Origin of the sequence: Thermasporomyces composti (genome assembly GCF_003386795.1) — a bacterium.
Taxonomy (GTDB): Bacteria; Actinomycetota; Actinomycetes; order Propionibacteriales; family Actinopolymorphaceae; genus Thermasporomyces; species Thermasporomyces composti.
In genome coordinates this window covers 4,279,133-4,301,814 of sequence record NZ_QTUC01000001.1, presented here as the reverse complement: position 1 = coordinate 4,301,814, position 22,682 = coordinate 4,279,133, and the positions used below count along the sequence as shown (strand labels likewise).

Genomic DNA, 22,682 nt, shown 5'->3' with positions numbered 1-22,682 from the left:
TCGGCAGGCCGCCTCGGCCGAGCAGCACCCAGCTCGCGGCGGTGTGCGGCACGACGGCGACCGTGATGGAATGCCCACGTGGATTTCCGGGCGCTCCTCGCCGAGCTGGAGTCGTTCGGCGAGTACTTCACCGTCGTGCCCTCAACGTTCCCGCCTCGGTCGCCGTCCCTGGCTCAGCTGTACTCCGACGACCGCGCTCTCGGGACGGCGATCGACGTCACCGCCCGGGCGTTGCGAACCAGTGAGCGCCGCGTCGGCGCCTCCATCCTCGTCCAAGGGCTCGCGGCGCGCCTGTGGTCTCCCGTCCTCGCCGTCCTGCTGCTGCACGACCGCGTCCTCACGGTGGATCCGGCGACCACCTGGTGGGCACCGGGTGATCGTCTCCACGTGGCGGACGTGCGGGCGGAGAGGCGGGGTGGTGACGCCGTGCTCGATCTCCGGCGAGCCGTCGTGGAGCCGCACCTCGTCCCGCTGCTGACGGCGGTCCGTCGGCGGGTTCGGCTGCCCGAGGCGCTGCTGTGGGGCAACGTCGCGTCAGCGCTCCTGGGCTCGCTCGACGTGCTGACCAGGGCCCGGCCCGACGTCGACGCCGACGGCGAACGGCTGGCGAGGTCCGCGTTCGGCCAACCGCCCCTCGACACCGCGGGGTGTTTCGCGGACGGACGCCGCACGGCGGAAGCCTTCACCCGGTCGAGCTGCTGTCTGTACTACCGCGTACCAGGCGGCGGATGGTGCGGCGATTGCGCGTTGTCGCCCCGTCACGGGTAGCGATCCGCGCGCGTCCCCCGCCTCCGCGAGCTCGAGGATCGTGACGGGCCCGGACGGGGGGATTCCCGCTCCGCCTCCTCTCCTCCGCATGTGACACGGGGCGGCGACGTCGACCCGTCGAGCAGCCGGCGCGGACCGGGGCCCTGCCGACCCAGCCGGTCCCCCGGGTTCGCGAGCGCGCAGCGGTCGATGGACAGGCATCCGCAGCCCACGCAGTCGTCGAAGTCGTCGCGAAGCTGCTGCAGGTGACGAATCCGCTGGTCCAACTCGTCCCGCCAGGCGGCGGCGATGCGCTGCCAGTCCTGGCGAGACGGCGTACGGCCCTCGGGGAGCAGGGACAGGACCTTGGCGACGTCGGCGAGCGGGATGCCGACCCGTTGGGCGATGCGGATCAACGCGACCCGGCGCAGCATGTCGCGCCGGTACCGGCGTTGGTTCCCTGACGTCCGCCTACTGGTGATGAGGCCTTGACGTTCGTAGAAGTGCAACGCGGAGACCGCCACACCACTGCGGGCGGCTAGCTCGCCGACGCTGAGCTCCGCCTTTTCCACCGCGGGTCCGCCCATGCCCACCTCCGACCATCGTCGTGGGGCCCGCATCCGCCAGCCGATCCACGCCTCAACCAGGGAGTTGACCTTAACAAAGGTTGAGGTTTTAGGGTCGACCCACCACCGCGCGGCCCGCTGTCCCGCGTCGCCGACAGCGGGCCGTGGTGGGTATGCCGCCCGTGCGTCCATCACCGAACGAGGAGAGAAACCACCTGTGAGCATGGACCTGGCCGCGTGGAACGCGCTCTACCACGCGAGAAACGCCCAGAACGGGCGGCCGGTGCTCTCCCGGGAAACCTTGCGCCGAATAGGCCAGTTCGCGCGACCGCACCGGGCGAGACTCGCCTGCTTTGTGCTCCTCAGCGTCGCCTCCGCGCTACTGGCGGTGGCCTCGCCCGTCCTCGCTGGACAGGTCGTCGACGCGATCGTCACCAGAGCGCGGCTCGACGTCGTGCTCGGACTCGCCGCGTCGATCGCCGCAATCGCGGTCGCCGAGGCCGCGGTCGGCGTCGTCAATCGCTGGTTGTCAGCCACCATCGGCGAGGACCTGATCTTCGACCTGCGTCGTGCCGTCTTCGACCACGTCCAGCGGATGCCGGTCGCGTTCTTTCTCCGAACGCGCACGGGCGCTCTGGTCAGCCGGCTCAACAACGACGTCATCGGCGCACAGCGAGCCTTCAGTGACACCTTGTCCGGGGTCGTGGGCAACCTCGTGACACTCGCTCTCAGCCTGGCGGTGATGCTCCAGGTCTCCTGGCAGATCACCCTCCTGGCCCTGCTGTTGCTGCCCGTCTTCGTGTGGCCGGCCAAGCGACTGGGCACACGGCTCGCTCGGCTCGAGCGCGAGGCGGCCGACCACAACGCCGCGATGACCACGCAGATGACCGAGCGCTTCTCCGCTCCGGGCGCGACGTTGGTCAAGCTGTTCGGCGAACCGACGCGAGAGTCGACCGAGTTCGCGACGCGGGCGCGCCGCGTGCGCGACATCGGGGTGCGCACCGCGATGGTGCAGTGGGTGTTCGTCACCGCGCTCACGCTGGTCTCCGCTCTCGCGCTCGCGTTGGTCTACGGAGTCGGCGGCTTCTACGCGTTGCGCGGCAGCCTCGACGCCGGCGCGGTGGTCACCCTCTCCCTTCTCCTCACGCGTCTCTACGCGCCGCTGACCGCGCTGGCCAGCGCCCGCGTCGAGGTGATGAGCGCGGTGGTGAGCTTCGGACGGGTCTTCGAGGTGCTCGACCTCCCGCCGCTGATCAGCGACGACCCTCAGGCGCGCGACCTGCCGGAGGGACCCGTGTCGGTGGAGTTCGAGCACGTCCACTTCAGCTACCCGGCAGCGGACAAGGTCTCGCTCGCGTCGCTGGAGGACGTCGCGGTGCTCGACACTCGGGGCGGCGAGGAAGTACTCCACGACGTCTCGTTCCGGATCGAGCCAGGACAGATGGTCGCGCTCGTCGGGTCCTCCGGCGCCGGCAAGTCGACGATCGCGTCCTTGGTGCCACGCCTGTACGACGTCGACACCGGATCCGTGCGGCTGTCCGGGATCGACGTCCGGCGGCTGCGGGGGGCGTCGATACGCGAAGCGGTCGGCATGGTCACCCAGGACGGCCACCTGTTCCACGACTCGATCCGCCACAACCTCCTGCTCGCTCGTCCGGAGGCGACGGACGACGAGCTGTGGGACGCCTTGCGGCGCGCACGGATCGCCGACCTCGTCGCCGCGCTTCCCGACGGGTTGGACACCGTGGTCGGAGAGCGTGGGTATCGGCTGTCCGGCGGTGAGCGTCAGCGGCTCACGATCGCACGACTGCTCCTGGCTCGCCCACGCGTGGTGATCCTCGACGAGGCCACAGCCCACCTGGACTCGGAATCGGAAGCCGACGTCCAAGCCGCCCTCGGCGAGGCCTTGGCTGGCAGGACGGCGTTGGTCATCGCCCACCGGCTAGCCACCGTCCGCGCCGCCGACCTCATCCTCGTGGTCGAGGACGGCCGGATCGTCGAGCGCGGGACGCACGCCGAGCTGCTCGCCGCAGGAGGACGCTACGAGCGGCTGTATCGCACCCAGTTCCTCGGCGACCGTCCCGACGACCGCGCGGACTGCTGCGACCTTCACGCCCTCTCCGCCTGATCTCCCTCGGCAGGTCCGCTGAGCGTCGCGCTCACCGGAGACCGCCACCACAGCCTTCACCGCCCAGAGACGACCACGCGAAGAAGGAGGAGCATGGCACCTGTCTACCGTGTCGACAGGTTCGTCGTCCCCGCGGACGCGCGGGACGAGTTCTGGAAGAACGTCCGCCGAACCCACGAGGTGCTGCGCCGACAGCCCGGCTTCGTCGAGGACGCGCTGCTGGAGAACCGACTCGACGAGGATCGCTACGACATCGTCACGATCGCGCGGTGGGCGTCCGCGGACGACCTGGCCAACGCGAAGGCGGCCGTGGAACGGTCGCACCAAGAGGCCCAGTTCTCGCCGCCGGAGTTCTTCCGACGGGCCGGTATCGAGGCCGACCTCGGCACCTACGTCAGGGTTGACGAGTGAGCACGTAGCAGGCGACGGCGGCAGCGGCGGCGACGTTGAGGGAGTCGATCGCGGGATTGATGGGGATGCGAGCCCTGACGTCCGCCTGCCGCTGCCACCGGGCCGAGAGCCCGTCCCCCTCGGTGCCCAGGAGCAGTGCGACGCGGTCTCGGCCGACCGCGCACTCCTCCAGCGGGACCGCATCCGGCGCGGGGGTCAGCGCGACGATCCAGAAGCCGTGGTCGCGTAGCGTCGACAGCCCGTCGTACCAGCGGGTCATGCGCGCGTACGGCAGCGTGAAGACCGCGCCCATCGAGACCTTCACCGCGCGCCGGTAGAGAGGATCGGCGCAGCGTGGTGCGAGAACCACCCCGTCCACTCCGAAGGCGGCGGCGCTGCGGAAGATCGCGCCGACGTTCGTGTGGTCGACGATGTCCTCGAGCACCACGACGCGGCGCGCCTCGGCCACGATCTTCTCCACCGGAGGGAGCGGCAGCCGCGCGAAGGACGCCAGGGCGCCGCGGTGAACGTGGAAGCCCGTCACGTTCGCCATCTCGTCGGGCGGCAGCACGTAACACGGGGCTCCGGTGTCCGCCACGACGTCGCTCAGGCTGTCGATCCAGCGCTCGGTCATGAGGAAGGACCGCACCGGGTAGCCGGCCGCGACGGCGCGGCGGATCACCTTCTCTCCTTCGGCGAGGAAGATGCCGTGCGCCTCCTCAAGGCTCTTGCGCAAGGTCACGTCCTTGAGGTTGGCGTAGTCGCGCAGACGCGGATCATCGCGCCGATCGACCCGGACGAAGCCCACACCGTCAGTGTGTCCCACCGTCCCTCACCCGGCTCCGTGCGGGGGTTTGGTCGGGTACGACAATGGGGGCATGCGTCCGATCGGGACCTTGCACCTCCAGCCGGCCCTCGACCGACCCGATCTTCTCGCGCCGCCTGTCGCGGAGGCACTGCGAGCCTGGCACGGCAAGGTCGACACCAGCCAGTTCCAGGTCGCCGAGATCGATCCGAACGTGGCCGATACCGCAGCCTTCTGCGCCACCTACGACGTGCCGCTCGACCAGTCGGCCAACTGTGTGATCATCGCCGGCCGCCGCGGCGGTGAGACCCGGTACGCCGCGTGTGTCGTTCTCGCCACCACCCGCGCCGACGTCAACGGCCTGACGCGCCGGCGGCTGGAGGCGCGGAAGGCGTCGTTCGCCCCGATGGAGAGCGCGGTCAGCGAGACCGGCATGGAGTACGGCGGGATCACGCCCGTGGGCTTGCCCGAGACCTGGCCGATCCTCGTCGACGCCAAGGTCGCCGAAGCCGGACCCGTGGTGATCGGCTCGGGACTGCGGCGATCCAAGCTGGTCGTGCCGGGCGAGGTCCTCACCACGATCCCGGGCGCGGAGGTTCACGACGGCCTCGGCATCCCGGCCTGAGCCGCCACCGCGCACCTGACCGGTGCGCGCTCACCCGCGCCCTGAGCCGGTCCAGCTCCCCAGCCAACCGGCCAGCCGGTCACGGACGCCGTCGACCGTGCCGCCCAGATCGTTGATGAGCTTCGCGAGCGGGTCCTGAGACCGGGCGAACGCTTCCTTGTAGGCCTCGGCCGCTCGTCTCGCCTCCTCGGTCATCTTCGCGGACGCGTCGTCTTGGCGTCGGGGATAGTCACCGGCGAGGATCCGCGAGTACTCCCCGCTGTCCACCCAGTGCCGCAGCTCCGCCGCGCGGACCGCCAGGAACGGGTGACTGCGGGCCTCCAACAGCAGGAACTTCAGCACGCTGTCGCGCAGATCCCCGGCGGCGTCGTACTCGGCCGCCTGCTCCAAGAACGCCGTCGCGTCGACATCCTCCAGGTGGCCGCCGGACGCCAGCTTCATGTGGGTTCGCAAGGCGGCGCTCGGGTCCTGCACGGCGAGCAGACCCGCCCGATCCCCCGACAGCTCCGCCTTGCGCGACCACTCCATGAGCGCGGCGATGAGGGCGCGGAGACCGAGGGCTCCCAGCGGCATCCAGGCGACCACACCGCTGAGCCGGATCAGGAAGACCAACACCGACTGGTAGAGGGCGTGACCGCTGCGGGCGTGTCCGAGCTCGTGACCGAGGACGAAGCGGAGCTCCTCTTCGTCGAGCAGGTCGATCAACGCGCTGTTGACCACGATGAACGGCTTGTCCAGACCGATGCACATGGCGTTCGGCATCGGGCCGGTCATGACGTAGAGCTCGGGCAGCTCCCGCACGTCGAGGGTGGCGGCAGCCTCCGCGTACGTGCGGTAGAGCCGGGGGAACTGTCGGTCCCCGGCCCGGACGGCCGACCCCAAGAACACCAGCCGGAGCGCGCGCTCGTTGATCAGGCCGGACATCTTCCGCAGCACCAGGTCGAAGCCCTTCAGCTGACGCACCGCGGCGAGCGCGCCCCGGTCGGCCGGATGCTCCCAGGCTCGCGAGCTGATGTCGGTGAGCGTGACGCGGTGACGCGCGGGTCGGCCGTTCGTGTCGGTCATGGCACTCCCCCATCGCTGGACGTCTGCCAGGAACCACGGAATCTACTCGGTGCCGCCACCCAACCACACGTCCCAGCCGTACGTGGCTTCATCGCCCAACGAGCGAGCGACCTCTGTGCGACCAGCCTCCAGCCACGTCCAGGGTCGTTTGCTCGTCTTCGCGCACTCATCCGCACTGGGCCCCCTAGCGCCGCACCAGCATGACGACGGCGATCGTCCCGACCGCGACGATCACTGCCCGCAGCACGGTCGGCGGCAGTCGCCGGCCCACGTGCGCGCCGAGCAGGCCACCGGCGATCGAGCCGACGGCGACCAGTCCCGCGTAGGACCAGGACACCTCGGCCACGGCCATGAAGAACACCGCGGCGACCGCATTGACGAGCCCGGCCAGGACGTTCTTGGCGGCGTTCACCCGCTGCAGGGTCTCCTCCAGCCCGATGCCCAGGACGGCGATGAGGATGACTCCCTGGGCCGCGCCGAAGTAGCCGCCGTAGACACCGGTCGCGTACACCAGCGGCAGCGTCATCCAGGTGCCGTAGTGCGGGTGCGTGGGCCTGCTCCGGCGTTCGGCGAGCCGCCGCGAGATCCACGGCTGGAGGACGACGAGCACACAGCCCAACCCGACCAGGGCGGGGACGATCATGTCGAACGCCTCGGGGGGCAGCCTCAGCAGCAGGAAGGCTCCAGTCAGCGCCCCCAACAGCGAGGCGAACCCCAGCCGGACGAGGCGTCCCGCCTGGCCGGCGAGCTCACGTCGATAGCCCCACGCGGCAGCCGCCGAACCGGGCGCCAGGCCGACGGTGTTCGTGACGTTCGCGACGACCGGCGGCACTCCGAACGCGACGAGGGTCGGGAACGTGATCAACGTTCCCGACCCCACGACCGCATTGATCATTCCAGCTGCGAGCGCCGCGGCGAAGACGGCGATGACCTCCCAGCCCGTCACGCCCGCGGGGACTCCCCCGGCTCGACGTCACCGGTGGGCGACGGCGCCTCCACCTCGGCGGTCCGACCCTGACGGCTCCCGAAGCCACCCCTGGCGGCGTCCGCGGCCTCAGCGATCGCGGCCGCGACCTCGCTCTCGGTGCTCTGGAGGACCTGGCCCGCGCGTTCGTCCGACTCCTGAGCCGCCCGCCGGCCACGCGACCGAGCCGACTCGTCGAGCGCGGCGGTGTCCCCGTTGGTCTGCTGCGCGCCGAGCTTGCCGACCGCCGCTCCGAGCCCTTCCAGCGCCTTGCCGATCTCGCTCGGCACGATCCAGACCTTGTTCGCGTCGCCTTGGGCGATCTTCGGCAGCATCTGCAGGTACTGGTAGGACAGCAGCGCCTGGTCGGGACGACCCTGGTGGATGGCGGCGAACACCGTGTCGATGGCCTGGGCCTCACCCTCGGCCTTCAGGATCGCCGCTTCGCGCTGAGCTTGCGCCCGCAGGATCGCCGCCTGCTTCTCACCCTCGGCCTTCAGGATCGCCGCCTGCTTCTCACCCTCGGCGGTGAGGATCGCGGACTGACGGGCACCCTCGGCGGTGAGGATCGCGGCGCGCTTGTCGCGGTCGGCCCGCATCTGCTTCTCCATCGAGTCCTGGATCGACGGCGGCGGGTCGATCGCCTTCAGCTCGACGCGGTTGACTTTGACACCCCACTTGCCGGTCGCCTCGTCGAGGATCGCGCCCAGCGCGCTGTTGATCTCCTCACGGCTGGTCAGGGCCCGCTCCAGGTCCATCCCACCGACGATGTTGCGCAGCGTGGTCTGGGTGAGCTGCTCGATCGCCTGGATGTAGTTGGCGACCTCGTACGTCGCCCGGATCGGGTCGGTCACCTGGAAGTAGATGACGGTGTCGATGGCGACGACGAGGTTGTCCTCGGTGATGACGTTCTGTGGCGGGAACGAGACGACCTGCTCGCGAAGGTCGATCGTGTAGCGGACCTTGTCGATGAACGGCACGATGACCGACAAGCCGGGACCCAGGGTGCGTGAGTACCGACCGAGTCGCTCGACGATTCCCGCCCGTGCCTGCGGGATGATCTTGACGGACCGGGCCAAGACGATGGCCGCGACCAGAGCTAGGACAAGGACGACGATCACCACGGCTTCTCCGTTTCGTGGACGTAGGCGGTCGCGCCGTCGATCGACAGCACTTCGACGGTTTTGCCGGGCTCGATGGTGGACTGCCCATCGTACGGGCGAGCCGACCAGATCTCGCCATGAATCTTGACCGTGCCGCTCGTCGGGCTGACCTCCTGCATGACGACAGCCGGCTGGCCGACGAGGGCGGCCACACCCGTCCGGATGGGCGAGCCTTGCTTGAGGTGGCGCAGGGCGACCGGGCGCACCGCGGCGAGCATGCCGAGCGCGACGACGACGGACACGACGACGGAGATGATCGGCCCTCCGCCCACAGCAGCGGCGACCGCGCCCGCGGCTGCACCCGCGGCAAGCATCAAGAAGACGAGGTCGAGGGTGAGCAGCTCGACCGCCGCCAAGAGGCCGGCGATGACCGCCCACATGACCCACAGGTGGTCTCCCAGCCAGTGGAGCAGGTCGCTCATAGTCATCAACCTACGTGACCATGAAGGTGAGGGACACCCGCCGAAGGATCCACCATCTTTCACGGCTTCGCGCGGGCTGTCCATCGGCCGGCCGACCGCACGAGGGCGAGCGGCATGCCGAACGTCTCCGACAGCGACCGGGAGTTCAGCGTCTGCGCCATCGGGCCCGCCGCCACCACGCTTCCGCCGCGCAACAGCAGCGCGTGGGTGAAACTCGGCGGGATCTCCTCGACGTGGTGCGTCACCAGCACGGTCGCGGGCGCGTCCTCCGCCCGGGCGATCTCGTCGAGAGTGTGAACGAGCGCCTCTCGGGCGCCGAGGTCCAATCCCGCCGCCGGCTCATCGAGCAAGAGCAGTTCTGGGTCGCTCATCAGGGCGCGGGCGATCTGCACCCGCTTTCGCTCACCCTCGGACAAGGTCCCGAACGTCCGATCCCGGTGCTCCGCGACCCCGAGCCAGGCGAGCAGCCGCTCGGCGCGTTCGTAGTCCACGTCGTCGTACTTCTCGCGCCAGCGCCCGAGCACCGCGTACGAGGCCGACACCACGACGTCCAGCACCCGCTCGCCGCGGGGGATCCGCTCGGCGACCGCCGCGCTGGTCATCCCGATGCGGGGCCGGAGCTCGAACACGTCGACGCGTCCCAGGGTCTCTCCGAGGATGGTGGCGACTCCGCTGGTGGGGTGTATGCGGGCGGCGGCGACCTGCAGCAACGTGGTCTTGCCGGCACCGTTGGGACCGAGGATCACCCAGCGGTCCCCTTCCTCGACCCTCCAGGAGACGCCGTCGAGCAGCTTTGTGCCGTCACGTACGACCGTGATGTCGGTGAGCTCGAGTACTGGGCCCATGAAGGCACAACTTACGGCACGTCGACCCGCCCGCTCCCCTGTGGTGGGCGGATCACGCTGGGTGGCGCGTATACGAGGCCCGTCGGCCGCCCACCCTAGGCTGAACGCATGCGGACCATGCCCCGTGCCGCGCGCTTCGTGACGTGGGGGAACGCCTGGCTCGCCGGCGCCACCAGCCTCGACGAGGCCGACGAGGGAATCCGAGCCGGCGACGCGGCTCACCACGTCATCGGCTTGCCTGGCCAGGACGAGCCCACACCGATAGTTCTCTCGCTCGGCGCGCTGCGCACCCTCGGCACGAAGGCGTTCACGCTCGCCCTGCCTGTCCCCGGTGATCCGCTCGGTCTGGCGGGACCCCGGGAGTTCACCGAGTCCGCCCTCGAGGCCGGCGAAGCGGTGGTCTGCGAGGGGTCGGGACTCGGGCTGGTGCCCCTCGTGGTGGGCGCGGGCGTGCAGTGGCGGGTGCACCAGGCAAACCCCGCGACGCCGTTGGCGTTCACGGAGGCGTCGGCGGACCTGGCGCACACACTCCAGGACGTGATCGACCAGCTCGCCGAGTTGGACGTAGCACGTTGGCGACCGGAGGTGGCTGAGGCGCTCGTCGACCTGCGTCGGGTGGGCGCGAGCGGCGACGGTCTCCCTGCCGGCTACTCCGCCCGCGCCGAGCAGCTCGCCGCCCGCGCCCGGCGCTGTCTGCTGCTGTGCCAGCTCGCTCTGGATGACGACGGCGGAGCCACCACCGTCTACGAGGCCGAGTCGCGGAGGCAGGCGTTGCGAAGCCTGGAGGCGGCGGCTCGTCGGGCGCTCGTCGCAGCGTGCGCTCCCCCGCGCTGAGCGCAGCCGGCTACGTCCCGGCCTTGGTCATGCCAGCCTTGTCCGCCGCCGTGGCCGTCGCCCGTGCCGCGGCTCGGTCGGCCGCCAGCTCCTCGACGCTTCGGGTGCGCAACCGTGCCGCGCCCTCGGTCTGGCGCAGGCGGACGCGCGTCCCGTTGCGCTCCGCCTCCTCCAACCTCCGGCGGGCGGCCGGGATCTCGTCGGCGTATTGGGGGAGCCACTGGGCCTGGGCGACGAGCATCTCGTCGGTCATCTGCCACACCTCCTCGGGGTTGCAGACCGCACCCACCAGAGGGTCGTGCAGCATCGCCTGCTTCAGCAGCGTGACGTCGCCGTGGACGGCGGCTTCCTTGCCCATCTCCTGCACGCGGATGCTCGCGGCGCAGGTCGCCGCGCACGCCAACGGCAGGTCACCCACGACAGGGATGTTGACGCCGGTGCGGTCGACGTAGCCGGGTACCTCGACCACGGCTCCGCGCGGCAGGTTGGTGATGATCCCGTCGTTGACCACATTGAAGTGGCCTCGGTAGGTGCGCCCGGTCTCCAAGGCCTCGATGATGTACGAGCCGTGCTCCTCACTGCGTCCCTCAGGGGTGATCGGCTCGGGTGGCTCCTCCATCAGCTTGGGAAAGTCGGTCTCGAACCAGTTCCGGCTCTCCTCGCACACGCGCAGGTAGCCACCGGTCTCGCCGTGGATCCAGCTCGACAGGTCGATCCAGTCGCGAATCTCCTCCGGCCTCTTGCGGTACCACGGCAGGTACTCCGACAAGTGGCCGTTGGACTCGGTGCTGAAGTAGCCGAACCGGCGCAGTACGTCGATGCGCACCTTCTCGGTGCGAGAGTACGTCGGATGGCTTTCGAACAGCTCCAGCAGCCGCGGGATCATGTCCATCCCGCGCCAGCGCACCTTGATGAACCACGTCTGGTGGTTGATCCCGGCCGCCGCGACGTCGACCTCGCTGCGGTGCAACGACTCCTCCGGCGCCAGGAGCCCTTCTCGCTTGGCCCAGGCCTCGATACAGCGGGTGATCTGCCAGTGGCTGCCCTGGACGCCGTGACACAAACCGATGGTGCGGACACCTCCGTACTCGTTGCACGCCCAGGTGTTCATCGCCATGGGGTTCGTGTAGTTGAGGAACAGGGCACCCGGCTTGGCGACGTCCCGAATGTCCTTGCAGAAGTCGAGGAGGACCGGAATCGTCCGCTGGGCGTACATGAGACCACCGGCGCAGATGGTGTCGCCGACGCACTGGTCGACACCGTACTTCAGCGGGATCTCGATGTCTGTGCGGAAGGCGTCAAGACCACCTTGCCGAATGACCGAGAAGACGTAGTCGGCGTCGGCGAGAGCGGCTCGCCGGTCGAGCGTCGGCTCGATCGTGGCGGGGAGCCCGCTGGCTTCGATCTCCCGCCGAACCAGCCTCGTCACCATGTCGAGGTTGCGCTCGGAGATGTCGTAGAAGGCGAAAGTGGTGTCCGCCAGCTCGGGCACCGCCAGGATGTCGCGGACGAGCCGGCGAGTGAAGCCCAGGGAACCGGCACCAAGCATCGCGATGCGCAGGGACATACGGCCAGCCTCTGCACCCGGCGTGCGCTGGGACAAGTCGCCCTCGCGGAGTCGACCGCTAGCGGCCAGCCGTCCGACGATCCTGCTCACGGTGCCACTGTCTCTCGCCTGGGTCGTTGTCTCTCACCTGGCCGGTGCCCGAGCAGGCGGGACCGTTAACGTGTCGGCGTGCCAACGCAGGCTCGAACCTTGCTCGTCACCCTGACCGGGCGCGACCGGCCCGGTGTCACGTCCGCCTTTTTCGACGCACTCGCCCCGTTCTGCGTCGACATCCTCGACGTCGAGCAGGTGGTCCTCCGTGGCCGTCTCGTGCTCGGTGTCTTGATGACCGTTCCGCAAGACGAGATCCGGCTGCGGACAGCGATCGAGAAGGCCGCCGCCAGCCTCGGCATGGATGTGGAGCTGGCCACGGGAACCGGAGACAACCTTCCCCGTCGAAGCGGCCGCAGCCACGTGACGGTCCTTGGCCAACCGCTCCGACCGCGCGCCATCGCCGCCATCGCGGGCCGGATCGCCGATACCGGTGCCAACATTGACCGGATCGTCCGGATCGCCCGGTATCCGGTGACCGCCATCGAGCTCGACGTGTCCGGCACCGACCCGGCGAGGTTGCGCAGCGCCCTCGCCGTCGAGGCCGCGGCCCAGCAGGTCGACGTCGCGGTGGAGGCGGCGGGACTCCACCGGCGGGCCAAGCGGCTGGTCGTGCTCGATGTCGACTCCACCCTCATCCAGGGCGAGGTCATCGAGATGCTGGCCGCGCGCGCAGGCTGCCTGGACGAGGTGGCGCGGATCACTGCGGCGGCCATGCACGGCGAGATGGACTTCGCCGAATCCCTACGTCGCAGGGTCGCCTTGCTCGCCGGTGTCGACGCCTCTGCCCTGGACGAGGTTCGCGAGGAGGTGCGGCTCACACCAGGTGCCCGCACGCTCGTTCGGATCCTCAAGCGGCTCGGCTACCAGCTCGGGGTGGTGAGCGGTGGCTTCACCCAGGTGGTGGAGCCGATCGCCACCGAGCTCGGCATCGACTTCGCGGCCGCCAACGAGCTGGAGGTGGTCGACGGACGGCTCACCGGACGGGTCGTGGGCCGGATCGTCGACCGTGCGGAGAAGGCGGCGGCACTTCGCAGGTTCGCCGCGATGGCGGGCGTGCCGCTACAACTGACGGTCGCTATCGGCGATGGAGCCAATGACCTCGACATGCTGGCGGCCGCCGGGCTCGGAGTGGCGTTCAACGCCAAGCCGGTCGTCCGCCAGGCGGCGGACACCGCGGTGACGGTGCCGTACCTCGACGCGATCCTCTACCTGCTCGGCATCAGCCGGGAAGAGGTTGAGGCAGCCGAGGCGGACGCTGAGGCCGGCACGTGAGGCGGTCGGGAGACGCCCCTAGCGCCGCTCGCTGGGGCCGGAACCCAGACGCGTGTGCGGGCTGAGGACCTCGCGCAGGACGCCGGCCCCGGGAAGGACGCGGCGCCAGGGGTCGTCGAGCTCGACGACGGCCAGGGTGCCGGTGGGATAGCCGCTGCTCAGCGCGCCGCGCGCGGGCCGCTGGGGCTCGTTGTCGAGGACGTCGACGAGCCCGGCGATGGAGGGGTTGTGTCCCACGATCAGCACGGTCATCAGCTCGTCGGGTAGCTCACCGATGACCTCCAGCAGGTCGTCGACGGTGTTGGCGTAGACCCGACGGTCGACGTCGACCTCGGGGGTGGCGCCCATCCCGACCGCCAGCGCCTCCCACGTCTGTCGGGCCCGCAGCGCCGGTGAGACCACCACCAGCTCGGGGAGAAGTCCCCGAGCTCGGCAGTCAGCCCCCACCTGGCGACACTGACGCCGTCCTTGGCCGGTGAGTGGCCGATCGATATCCGCGATGCCCAGCGGTGAAGCCGCGTGGCCGTGTCGGAGCAGCAACAACCGTCGCGTCACGAGACCCCACTCTGCCAGGAGTCACCGGCGCGTGCCTGATCAGCGCGAGACCGGCAGGTCGCGCAAGGTGGCGGCGGTGGTGAGCGCGGCCTGTGCCGCCTCGTACCCTCGGTCCTCACGGGAACCGGCCAGACCGGCACGGTCCAACGCCTGCTCCACCGTGTCACAGGTGAGCACCCCGAATCCGATCGGTACGCCGGTCTCGACCGCCACGTGCGTCAACCCGACGGTCGCTGCTTGACAGACGTAGTCGAAGTGCGGCGTCCCACCGCGGATGACCGCCCCCAGTGCGACGAGGGCGTCGACCGTGCGGTCGCGGGCCAACCGGGCGGCCGCGACGGGCAGCTCGAACGACCCCGGCACTCGCACGACGAACCGCTTGGTGACACCGGCCTCGTCCAAGCAGCGGAGCGCGCCGTCCAGCAGCCCGTTCATCACCTGCTCGTGCCAGGACGCCGCCACGACAGCGACCCGCAGGTCCGTCACGTCGCCAGGTCGCAGGGTTGGTGCACCCGTCCCACTCATCTGTGTTCCTCTCGGTCAGGACGCGTCGAACGTCACGGGCGGGCGGTCCACCCGCTCGTCCACACCCTGTTGGCCGGGAACACCTAGTCCCGCGGGCAGCACGTGGCCGAGACGGTCCCGCTTGGCGCGCAGGTAGCGCACGTTCTCCTCGTTGGGTGGCACCGTCAAGGGCAGGCGTTCCTTGACAGTGATGCCGTACTCCTCCAGCCCAGCCCGCTTCGCCGGGTTGTTGGTGAGCAGCCGCACCTGCGACACGCGCAGGTCGGCAAGGATCTGCGCGGCGATCCAGTAGTCACGCGCATCCGCTGGAAGCCCCAAGGCCAGGTTGGCGTCGACCGTGTCCTTGCCGGCGTCCTGGAGCCGGTACGCGGCCAGCTTGGCCAGCAGACCGATCCCCCGGCCTTCGTGGCCGCGCAGGTACACCAGAACCCCGGCGGGCTCCCGCTCGATGGCGGCGAGCGCGTTCCGCAACTGGGGTCCGCAGTCGCATCGCAGCGAGCCGAGGACGTCCCCAGTCAGGCACTCCGAGTGCACGCGGACGAGGACGTCGTGTCCGAGCCCAGTCGTCAGGTCGCCCTTGACGAGCGCCAGGTGCTCCGAGCCGTCGACGACCGAGCGGTAGCCCACGGCGGTCAGCTCACCGTACGCGGTCGGGAGACGGGCGGTCGTCGTCCGCTCCACCAGCCGTTCGTGCCGCCGGCGGTACCGCGCCAGGTCGGCGATGGAGATCATGGACAGCCCGTGTCGGTCGGCGAAAGCGCGCAGCGCGGGACCCCGCAGCATGGCCCCGCTGTCGTCGACCAGCTCCGCGAGAGCGCCGGCCGGCGGGCAGCCGGCGAGCCGTAGCAGGTCGATGGCCGCCTCGGTGTGTCCCGGCCGGACGAGGACGCCGCCCTCCCGGTACCGCAGCGGGAAGACGTGTCCGGGACGAACCAGCGCGTCCGCTGTGGCCGCCGGGTCGGCGAGCACCCGAAGGGTGCGAGCTCTGTCCACCGCCGAGATCCCGGTCGTGACCCCCTCTGCCGCGTCGACGCTCACGCCGAACGCCGTCCGCATGGACTCCTCGTTCTGCGGCGACATCGGCGGGATGCGCAGCTCGTCCATGCGTTCGCCGGGAAGCGAGACGCACAAGACGCCGCTGGTGTGGCGAACGGTGAACGCCACCAGCTCGGGCGTGGCCGCCGCGGCCGCGAAGATGAGGTCGCCCTCGTTCTCCCGGTCCTCGTCGTCGACGACCACGACGGGTCGGCCGGCGGCCAGGTCGGCGACGGCGGACTCGATCGAGTCGAGGCGCAGGTTCATGCCGGCCCTCCCCCGGCCACTGCGTCCGCGGGGGTTGGGACGGCCGCCGCCGCAAGTCGCCGGTGGGCACGCAACCACGCCACGAACCCGACGACGCAGAACCCGCCGTAGACCAGGTACAACGTGGCCGAGGGGTAGTAGCCAGCGGCCAGCAGCAGAGGGACTCCCACGGCGTCGACCGCGATCCAGATCAACCAGAACTCCACCCAGCCGCGGGCCATGCCGTACGTGGCCAGGATGCTGCCGGTGAAGATCCACGCATCGGGGAGCGGTCCCCACGACCCGAGCAGGGTGAACACGACGGTGAACACGCCCACGCCCGCCACGGCCAGGGCGAGCAGCACGAGGCGCTCCGACCAGGTCGCCCACCGGGGTGCGACAGCCCCGCCGTCGGCGACCTCTCCGCGAGCCCGGGTCTGCCGCCAGCGCCACCAGCCGTAGGCGCTCACCGCGAAGAAGAACACCTGCCTGCCGGCCTGCCCCCACAGGTCCTTGTCCTGGGGCGTGTCGAAGACCCCGCCCAGAAAGACCGTGAAGAGCAAGACGTTCCCGATCATCCCGACCGGCCAGGCCACCACCCGACGCCGCATTCCGGCGATCGCGCTCGCCAAGCCGAAGCCGTTGCCGACGATCTCCCGCCAGAGGATCTCCGACCCGGCGATGTGCAGCCGGGCGTCGAGCAGCCACATCAACCAGCTCATGCGCGTACTCCTTCGGCAGCGACGGCCGGCACGGCATCGGGCGTTCGCGATGTCGTGAGGAGCCGTTCGACGTACTTGGCGAGGACGTCCACCTCGAGGTTGACCGCGTCGCCGGGCTGCTTGTGGCCCAGCGTCGTGAGCGCGAGCGTGGTGGGGATGAGGCTCACGGTGAACGCCGGCTCCGGATGGTCGCGGACCTCCACCACCGTGAGCGAGACACCGTCGACGGCGATGGAGCCCTTCTCCGCGACGTAGCGGCAAAGACGCGCGGGGATCGCGACCTCCAGCAGGTCCCAACGCGGTGTGTGCTCGCGCCGCCTGATCTGGCCGGTGCCGTCGATGTGCCCTTGCACCAGGTGTCCGCCCAGACGACCGTCGGCGCGCACAGCGCGCTCGAGGTTGACGCGCTGCCCGAGGCGAAGGGTTCCCAGGGTGGTGCGCTCGAGGGTTTCGGCCATCACGTCGACCGTGCACCGGCCGTCGTCGGGCTCGAGGTCGACGACCGTGAGGCAGCAGCCGTCGACGGCGATGGAGTCACCGGGACGCGTGTCGGCGACGACACGGCGCCCGCGCACGGTGAGACGGGCTGAGTCGGCGAGCCGGTCGAGATCGACGACCTCGCCGAGTTCTTCGATGATGCCGGTGAACACCCGGGTCCCTGTCCTTCCCTCGTCCGGCTCGAGCGGACTCCGGGTGAGGACAGGGTCACGAACGCCCACGGTCGAGGGCCCCACCTGACGGCAGGCGGAACCCACCCGTGGGTACGGTCGCGGCCCGCGTGCTGCCTCCCATCCGGACTTTCACCGTCGGTCCAGGAGTTCCACCTGGTCCACCGTCTGGTGTCGGGTCGGACACCAGCCGGGTCGCGGACTGTCACCGCCGGTTCGGAATTCCACCGAACCCCGGAGCACGCGCGAGCTTTGCTCGTACGACGTTCAGTGTGACACGTGCTGTCAAGGTCGGCGGCGGGAGCCGGGTATGTCCGACCTGGGTCGAGCTCACGCTCACCCCGTCCGCGAGGGGCCTGACCGGTCGGCGTCGCCTTGGCGAGCGTCCGTCACCGGAACGCGAGCCCGCGGAGCGCGGTCTGCCCCAGGGGGACCGTCGAGTACAACGGCAGCTGTGCCTGCTCGACACAGATCGGCTCCAGGTAGCGTTCCAAGAACGCTCGCGCCTCAGCGGTCGCGGGGTCCTGCTCCACGAGCCGGTCGGCTTCCTCAGCGGCCTGTCGGCTCTCGTACGCCCAGATGACGAGGACTTCCACCTCGTCCTCGGTCTGCCAGCGACCTACGAGCCGGGCGCCGTACTTCTCCCGGACGGGGAGGACGTGGCGGGTGAAAAAGGCCGTGAACGCGTCGGCCTTGCCGTCGACCACCACGTAGCGGTCGCAGCGGAAGAACATCAGTGCGCGCCCTGCCGTCTGGTGGTCGCACCCTCAGCGAGCCGCCGCAGCTCGTCGACGACCCGCGCCGGGTCATCGGCCCGGTAGACCGCGGACCCGGCGACGAACACGTCGGCCCCGGCCTCGGCGCAGCGCTCGATGGTCTCCGGGGAGATGCCGCCGTCGACTTGGATCCACAGCTCCAGCCCATGCTTGGACACGAGCTCACGAGTTCGGCGCACCTTGGGCAGGCAGACGTCGAGGAACTTCTGCCCGCCGAAACCGGGCTCGACCGTCATGACGAGCACCATGTCGAGCTCGCTGAGGATGTCCTCGTACGGCTCGATCGGAGTGGCGGGTTTGAGCGCCATGCCCGCGCGGGCACCGAGCGAGCGCAGCTGCCGAGCCAGGCGAATCGGAGCGTGGGCGGCCTCCACGTGGAAGGTGACGCTCTGCGCCCCGGCCTCCGCGTACGCGGGCGCCCAACGGTCCGGGTCCTCGATCATCAGGTGGCAGTCGAGTGGGATCGGACTCGCCGGCAGCAGCGACTCGACGACAGGAAGCCCGAGCGTGAGGTTCGGGACGAAATGGTTGTCCATGACGTCGACGTGCAGCCAGTCTGCGTTGGCGACGCTCGCGGCGGCGTCCGCCAAGCGCGCGAAGTCCGCCGACAAGATGCTGGGTGAGATCTGGACGCCCATCGCGCGGTGAGTCTACTGGCCGGCCCGTCGCGGCCACCGCACAGCGCCGCGGCGGTCGACCAGGCCTCACCGTCAGCGACGCCGGAGTAGCGCGAGGTACATCGCGTCGGTGCCGTGCCGGTGCGGCCACAGTTGGACGTCGGGTCCGTCGCCGAGGTCGGGTACGCCCGGAAGGCTCGGCCGCGCGTCGATCCGCTCGGCGTCGTCCCTCGTGGTGAGGACAGCGTCGACGACCTGGCGGGTCTCGGTCAGGTGCGGCGAGCACGTCGCGTACGCCACCACCCCACCGGGCCTCACCGAGTCCACGGCCGCCTGGAGCAGCGCCACCTGGAGCTCGTGGAGCTCCCCCACCTCCCCCGGCGATCGGCGCCACCGCGCCTCGGGACGACGGCGCAACGCCCCCAGACCGGTACACGGGGCGTCGACCAGCACCCGGTCGAACGTCGCCGCTCGCCAGGCCGGACGGGTTCCGTCGGCGATGACGGAGCCGAGCACCCCAGAAGGGCCGAGCACACCAGGGCGGCAGCCCAGGGCCCGGGCGACGAGACTGGCGCGGTGCGGCTGGCGTTCGACCGCCAGCAGTCGAGCGCCGCGCTCGGCCGCGAGTCCGGCGAGCAGGGCGGCCTTGCCGCCCGGCCCGGCGCACAGGTCCAGCCACCGCGTGTCGCGCCCCTCGACGGGTGCGGCGGCCAGCGCCAGGGCCACGAGCTGGCTGCCCTCATCCTGGACGCCGGCGCGCCCTTGCTGGACGGCGGTCAGCCCATGCGGGTCACCGTGCCTGAGGACCGCGGCGTACGGCGAGTAGCGTCCGGGGTCCGCGCCAGCGGAGACCAGCTCCGCGACCTCGCCACGCCCCGGCCACGCGGTCAATGTCACGGGGGCGGGTTCGTTGTCGGCGGCGAGCGCCGCCGCGGTCTCCGCCCAGGAGCCGGCGAGGGCGTCACGGAACGCCTCGACGACCCACCGCGGATGGGCGTGGACGATCGCGAGGTGCCCGGCTGGATCGGAGTCGTACGACGGCGCCACCTCGGCGAGCCAGTCCTCGCGGTCGCGCCGCGCGACCCGTCGCAACACAGCGTTGACGAGGGCCGAGGGGCCGCGTCCCGCCACCCGCCGGGCCAGGTCGACGCTGGTCGCCACCGCCGCGTGCGCGGGCACCCGCATGCCGAGCACCTGGTGGGTGCCGAGCCGGAGAACATCCAGCACGGCTGTGTCGAGCCGGTCGAGCGGACGGTCGACGCAGCGGGCGAGGATCTCGTCGTACGTGCCGCGCCACCGCAAGGTGCCGTGGGTGAGCTCCGTGGCGAACGCCGCGTCGCGGCCGGTGACCTCGCGTTCCCGTAACGCGGCGGCGAGCGCCAGGTTCGCGTAGGCGTCTCGCGTCGACACCGCGTGGACGACGTGGTAGGCGGCCAGGCGAGCGTCGTCGACGCCAGACCGCCGCCCACCCTGGGGCCGCCGCGACCGAGCTGGCGCCATTACACCAGCCGCTCACCAGCGGCGAGGTGAGCTCCGCGAACCCAGTCGGTGGCCGGCATCATCCGCTTGCCGTGCGGCTGGACGTCGCCGAGGGCGACCGGCACGCTGCCGGTGCCGACGAGAACGCGGGACTTCTCGACGAGAAGCTCGCCGGGCGCCAGCTCCTTCGGGTCGGTGATCACCTCCACGGGGCCGAGCTTGAGCCGCTGGTCCCGGAAGGTCGTCCACGCGCCAGGCGTGGGTGTCGCCGAGCGCACCAGGCGATCGATCGCGAAGGCGGGATCCGTCCAGGGGACGCGGACGTCGTCGACGCCGACCTTGGGCGCGTAGCTCACCCCCTCGGTGGGCTGCGGTCGGGGCTCCACGGTGCCGGCCTCGATCGCGTCGAGGGTCTCCAGCAGCAGCTGCGCGCCCTTCCGCGCCAGCCGATCGAGCAGCTCCCCCGCGGTGTCTCGCGGCGAGATGGGTTCAGTGATGGCCCCGTAGATGGGTCCGGCGTCGAGCTCCTCGACGATCCGGAACGTCGTCGCGCCGGTGATCTCGTCGCCAGCGCGGATCGCGTGCTGGACCGGGGCCGCGCCCCGCCACGCGGGCAGGAGCGAGAAGTGCAGGTTGACCCAGCCGTGCCGAGGGATGTCGAGCACGTTCGCCGGCAGCAGCCCGCCGTAGGCGACGACAGGGCAGCAATCGGGCGCGATCTCCCGCAACCTCGCTTGAAACGCGGGGTCCTTCACCGACGCGGGTGTGAGCACCTCCACCCCCGCGGCCCGGGCCCGCTCCGCTACCGGGGACGGGTGTGGCCTCAGCCCACGACCCGACGGAGCGTCCGGGCGGGTGAGGACAGCGACCAGCTCGTGGTCGCTGCGCATGATGGCCTCCAGGGACGGGAGGGCAACCTCAGGCGTCCCAGCGAAGAGCAAACGCATATCGTGCGGACCTTCCTCGCCAGACGTGTCAGAGCGCGCGACCCAGCGTCGGATGTGGCGACACCCGCACCTCAGGCACCTGGCCACCCGCCCACTCCGCTTCGCGGATCAGCCGCAGGGCTTCCTTGCGCGCTTCCTGGTCGAGCCGGTCGATGAACAGGATGCCGTCGAGGTGGTCGGTCTCGTGCTGGATGCAGCGGGCTAGCAGCTCAGACCCTTCGATGGTGACCGGCTCGCCGTACATCGTGTAGCCCTTCGCGATGACCCGCATCGCGCGTCGGCAGTCGAAGCGAAGGCCGGGAAGGGACAAGCAGCCTTCGGGGCCGAACTGCTCCTCCTCCGACAAGTCGAGGTCGGGGTTGACCAGGTGACCGATCACACCGTCGACGTGGTAGGTGAAGACCCGCAGCCCGACGCCGATCTGAGGCGCCGCCAGCCCGAGGCCGGGCGCGTCGAGCATCGTGTCGGTGAGGTCACGCACCAGCGTCCGGAGCTCCTTGTCGAAGTCCGTCACCGGCTCGGCCGGTGTCCGCAACACCGGATCCCCGAACAGGCGGATGGGCTGGACGGCCACGCGGATCTCCTCGTCAGTCGGACAGGTTCGCGCCCAGTCTACGAAGGACACCCGCGACATCTGACGGGCGCGGGGCGGGAAGGGCTGATGTGCCGCCTTGATGCCGATTCGGCGGGCGGCCGGCTCGTTCACTCTCACCCGTCGCCCAGCCCTCTGGTCGGCTGGGCTCAGGCACCCCCGTCCTCACCGCGGGTCGGCCTCCGTCGCCACAGGTGCGTCCGCGCCGCCCCGCTGCTCAGGGCTCACCTGCCCGTCCTCAGCCGCTCGTGCGCCCCGAGTCCGCGGACCACCGCCACGCGGCGCCTGCTGACCCGCGGAGGCCGCGGCGGACGGGAGAACACCCGCCGCGACAAGCTGCGCCCGGAGCGTGTCGGCGTCGACGAACAGCTCGGCGCGCAGTCCCACCCGCCGGGCGGCCTCAACATTGGCGGGAGTGTCATCGGTGAAGAAGGTCCTCTCCGGCGTGAGCCCGTAGCGCTCCACCAACAGGAGGTAGATGGCCGGGTCAGGCTTGGTCACCCGCTCCTTGCCGGACACCACCACCCCGTCGAACTCCGTGAGGACACCCCAGCGCTCCACCGCGATCTCCCACTTCTGCGCCGAGAAGTTGGTGAGCGCGTACGTGGGCACCCCAGCCGCGCGCAGCTCCCGCAGGATCGCCGCCGTGTCCTCGAACACACCCGCGACCATCTCCGGCCAGCGCTCGTGATAGGCGCGGATGAGGTCGGCGTGCTCGGGAAACCGCGCCGTGAGCGCGGCCACCGCCTCGTCCCAGTCCCGGCCGGCGTCCTGGGCGGCGTTCCAACTCGGTGTGCACACCTCGGCGAGGAATCGCTCGACCGAGGTCTCGTCAGGCAGCAACGACCGGTAGAGGTAGCGCGGGTCCCAGTCCAACAGGACGCCTCCGATGTCGAAGACGACCGCCTCGATGGGACCCGCCGTGCTGGTCTCGACACTCGTGGCGGCTGAGGTCACAGCGCTCGACCCTACCCAAGTGCCCCTCCTGACCAGTGCCCGTCCTCCCCGCGTGCTGGGCGCGCACCGTCGCGCGT

General features: G+C 70.6%; 25 protein-coding genes and 1 riboswitch. Of the genes, 6 read left to right on the top strand and 19 right to left on the bottom strand.

What is annotated here, in order from left to right; translation table 11 throughout:
* The first annotated feature begins 78 nt into the window (after positions 1 to 78).
* Entirely contained in the window at positions 79 to 768 is a 690-nt protein-coding gene (locus DFJ64_RS18815; protein WP_115851634.1) for a (2Fe-2S)-binding protein, read from the top strand.
* Here the strand turns inward: DFJ64_RS18815 and soxR are convergent.
* Positions 759 to 1,334, bottom strand: a complete 576-nt coding sequence (soxR, locus tag DFJ64_RS18810) for a redox-sensitive transcriptional activator SoxR (protein WP_115851633.1) — start codon at positions 1,332 to 1,334, stop codon at positions 759 to 761. The genes DFJ64_RS18815 and soxR overlap by 10 nt on opposite strands.
* A gap of 202 nt (positions 1,335 to 1,536) precedes the next feature.
* Between soxR and DFJ64_RS18805 the strand changes: the two genes are divergently transcribed.
* Positions 1,537 to 3,441 carry an ABC transporter ATP-binding protein gene (locus tag DFJ64_RS18805; protein ID WP_115851632.1) on the top strand — a complete coding sequence of 635 codons (1,905 nt, stop codon included), beginning with the start codon at positions 1,537 to 1,539 and terminating at the stop codon, positions 3,439 to 3,441.
* A gap of 93 nt (positions 3,442 to 3,534) precedes the next feature.
* A complete protein-coding gene (locus DFJ64_RS18800) occupies positions 3,535 to 3,852 on the top strand; it encodes an antibiotic biosynthesis monooxygenase family protein (RefSeq protein ID WP_115851631.1) in 318 nt (105 codons plus the stop codon).
* Here DFJ64_RS18800 and DFJ64_RS18795 read toward each other — a convergent pair.
* Entirely contained in the window at positions 3,836 to 4,657 is an 822-nt protein-coding gene (locus DFJ64_RS18795) for a TrmH family RNA methyltransferase (RefSeq protein WP_245941236.1), read from the bottom strand. The two genes, DFJ64_RS18800 and DFJ64_RS18795, sit on opposite strands and share 17 nt — an antisense overlap.
* A gap of 52 nt (positions 4,658 to 4,709) precedes the next feature.
* Between DFJ64_RS18795 and DFJ64_RS18790 the strand changes: the two genes are divergently transcribed.
* Complete coding sequence (locus DFJ64_RS18790; protein ID WP_115851629.1) at positions 4,710 to 5,261, top strand: YbaK/EbsC family protein; 552 nt, start codon at positions 4,710 to 4,712, stop codon at positions 5,259 to 5,261.
* A 30-nt stretch (positions 5,262 to 5,291) separates the two neighbouring features.
* Here the strand turns inward: DFJ64_RS18790 and DFJ64_RS18785 are convergent, their stop codons facing one another.
* From DFJ64_RS18785 to DFJ64_RS18765, 5 genes are all read right to left on the bottom strand, one after another.
* Positions 5,292 to 6,326, bottom strand: a complete 1,035-nt coding sequence (locus tag DFJ64_RS18785; protein ID WP_115851628.1) for a M48 family metallopeptidase — start codon at positions 6,324 to 6,326, stop codon at positions 5,292 to 5,294.
* Between the two features lie 184 nt (positions 6,327 to 6,510).
* Positions 6,511 to 7,272, bottom strand: coding sequence for a sulfite exporter TauE/SafE family protein (locus tag DFJ64_RS18780; protein WP_115851627.1), 762 nt, complete (start codon positions 7,270 to 7,272; stop codon positions 6,511 to 6,513).
* The gene (locus DFJ64_RS18775) at positions 7,269 to 8,411 is read right to left on the bottom strand and encodes an SPFH domain-containing protein (RefSeq protein WP_425452203.1); all 1,143 of its coding nucleotides are present in this window, start codon (positions 8,409 to 8,411) and stop codon (positions 7,269 to 7,271) included. The genes DFJ64_RS18780 and DFJ64_RS18775 overlap by 4 nt, the downstream gene beginning before the upstream one ends.
* A complete protein-coding gene (locus DFJ64_RS18770; protein ID WP_115851625.1) occupies positions 8,408 to 8,875 on the bottom strand; it encodes an NfeD family protein in 468 nt (155 codons plus the stop codon). Before DFJ64_RS18770 ends, DFJ64_RS18775 begins: the two co-directional genes overlap by 4 nt.
* Before the next feature lie 59 nt (positions 8,876 to 8,934).
* The gene (locus DFJ64_RS18765; protein ID WP_115851624.1) at positions 8,935 to 9,720 is read right to left on the bottom strand and encodes an ABC transporter ATP-binding protein; all 786 of its coding nucleotides are present in this window, start codon (positions 9,718 to 9,720) and stop codon (positions 8,935 to 8,937) included.
* A gap of 108 nt (positions 9,721 to 9,828) precedes the next feature.
* Between DFJ64_RS18765 and DFJ64_RS18760 the strand changes: the two genes are divergently transcribed.
* Positions 9,829 to 10,554 carry a hypothetical protein gene (locus DFJ64_RS18760; RefSeq protein ID WP_115851623.1) on the top strand — a complete coding sequence of 242 codons (726 nt, stop codon included), beginning with the start codon at positions 9,829 to 9,831 and terminating at the stop codon, positions 10,552 to 10,554.
* Positions 10,555 to 10,564: 10 nt separating this feature from the next.
* Here the strand turns inward: DFJ64_RS18760 and melA are convergent, their stop codons facing one another.
* Positions 10,565 to 12,121, bottom strand: a complete 1,557-nt coding sequence (gene melA, locus DFJ64_RS18755) for an alpha-glucosidase/alpha-galactosidase (protein WP_115851622.1) — start codon at positions 12,119 to 12,121, stop codon at positions 10,565 to 10,567.
* 168 nt (positions 12,122 to 12,289) lie between these two features.
* Here melA and serB point away from each other — a divergent pair, with 168 nt between their 5' ends.
* Positions 12,290 to 13,486, top strand: coding sequence for a phosphoserine phosphatase SerB (gene serB, locus DFJ64_RS18750; protein WP_115851621.1), 1,197 nt, complete (start codon positions 12,290 to 12,292; stop codon positions 13,484 to 13,486).
* A gap of 18 nt (positions 13,487 to 13,504) precedes the next feature.
* Here serB and DFJ64_RS18745 read toward each other — a convergent pair whose 3' ends face one another.
* From DFJ64_RS18745 to DFJ64_RS18695, 11 genes are all read right to left on the bottom strand, one after another.
* Positions 13,505 to 14,041: a SixA phosphatase family protein gene (locus DFJ64_RS18745; RefSeq protein WP_170152671.1), complete on the bottom strand. Its 537-nt coding sequence runs from the start codon at positions 14,039 to 14,041 to the stop codon at positions 13,505 to 13,507.
* 39 nt (positions 14,042 to 14,080) lie between these two features.
* Complete coding sequence (gene ribH / locus DFJ64_RS18740; protein ID WP_115851619.1) at positions 14,081 to 14,566, bottom strand: 6,7-dimethyl-8-ribityllumazine synthase; 486 nt, start codon at positions 14,564 to 14,566, stop codon at positions 14,081 to 14,083.
* A 15-nt stretch (positions 14,567 to 14,581) separates the two neighbouring features.
* Entirely contained in the window at positions 14,582 to 15,868 is a 1,287-nt protein-coding gene (locus tag DFJ64_RS18735; RefSeq protein ID WP_115851618.1) for a bifunctional 3,4-dihydroxy-2-butanone-4-phosphate synthase/GTP cyclohydrolase II, read from the bottom strand.
* Entirely contained in the window at positions 15,865 to 16,569 is a 705-nt protein-coding gene (gene pnuC / locus DFJ64_RS18730) for a nicotinamide riboside transporter PnuC (RefSeq protein ID WP_115851617.1), read from the bottom strand. Before pnuC ends, DFJ64_RS18735 begins: the two co-directional genes overlap by 4 nt.
* Positions 16,566 to 17,219, bottom strand: a complete 654-nt coding sequence (locus DFJ64_RS18725) for a riboflavin synthase (protein ID WP_115851616.1) — start codon at positions 17,217 to 17,219, stop codon at positions 16,566 to 16,568. Before DFJ64_RS18725 ends, pnuC begins: the two co-directional genes overlap by 4 nt.
* Positions 17,220 to 17,344: 125 nt before the next feature.
* Positions 17,345 to 17,483: riboswitch (FMN riboswitch) on the bottom strand.
* Between the two features lie 143 nt (positions 17,484 to 17,626).
* Entirely contained in the window at positions 17,627 to 17,971 is a 345-nt protein-coding gene (locus DFJ64_RS18720; RefSeq protein ID WP_115851615.1) for an NIPSNAP family protein, read from the bottom strand.
* Positions 17,971 to 18,651, bottom strand: a complete 681-nt coding sequence (gene rpe / locus DFJ64_RS18715; RefSeq protein WP_115851614.1) for a ribulose-phosphate 3-epimerase — start codon at positions 18,649 to 18,651, stop codon at positions 17,971 to 17,973. Before rpe ends, DFJ64_RS18720 begins: the two co-directional genes overlap by 1 nt.
* A gap of 72 nt (positions 18,652 to 18,723) precedes the next feature.
* Positions 18,724 to 20,130 (bottom strand): RsmB/NOP family class I SAM-dependent RNA methyltransferase, encoded by a 1,407-nt coding sequence (locus DFJ64_RS18710; RefSeq protein WP_115851613.1) that lies wholly within the window; start codon positions 20,128 to 20,130, stop codon positions 18,724 to 18,726.
* Entirely contained in the window at positions 20,130 to 21,056 is a 927-nt protein-coding gene (gene fmt, locus DFJ64_RS18705) for a methionyl-tRNA formyltransferase (RefSeq protein WP_115851612.1), read from the bottom strand. The genes DFJ64_RS18710 and fmt overlap by 1 nt, the downstream gene beginning before the upstream one ends.
* A gap of 28 nt (positions 21,057 to 21,084) precedes the next feature.
* Complete coding sequence (gene def / locus DFJ64_RS18700) at positions 21,085 to 21,630, bottom strand: peptide deformylase (RefSeq protein ID WP_115851611.1); 546 nt, start codon at positions 21,628 to 21,630, stop codon at positions 21,085 to 21,087.
* Positions 21,631 to 21,813: 183 nt separating this feature from the next.
* Entirely contained in the window at positions 21,814 to 22,605 is a 792-nt protein-coding gene (locus DFJ64_RS18695) for an HAD family hydrolase (protein ID WP_245941235.1), read from the bottom strand.
* Positions 22,606 to 22,682 lie beyond the last annotated feature (77 nt).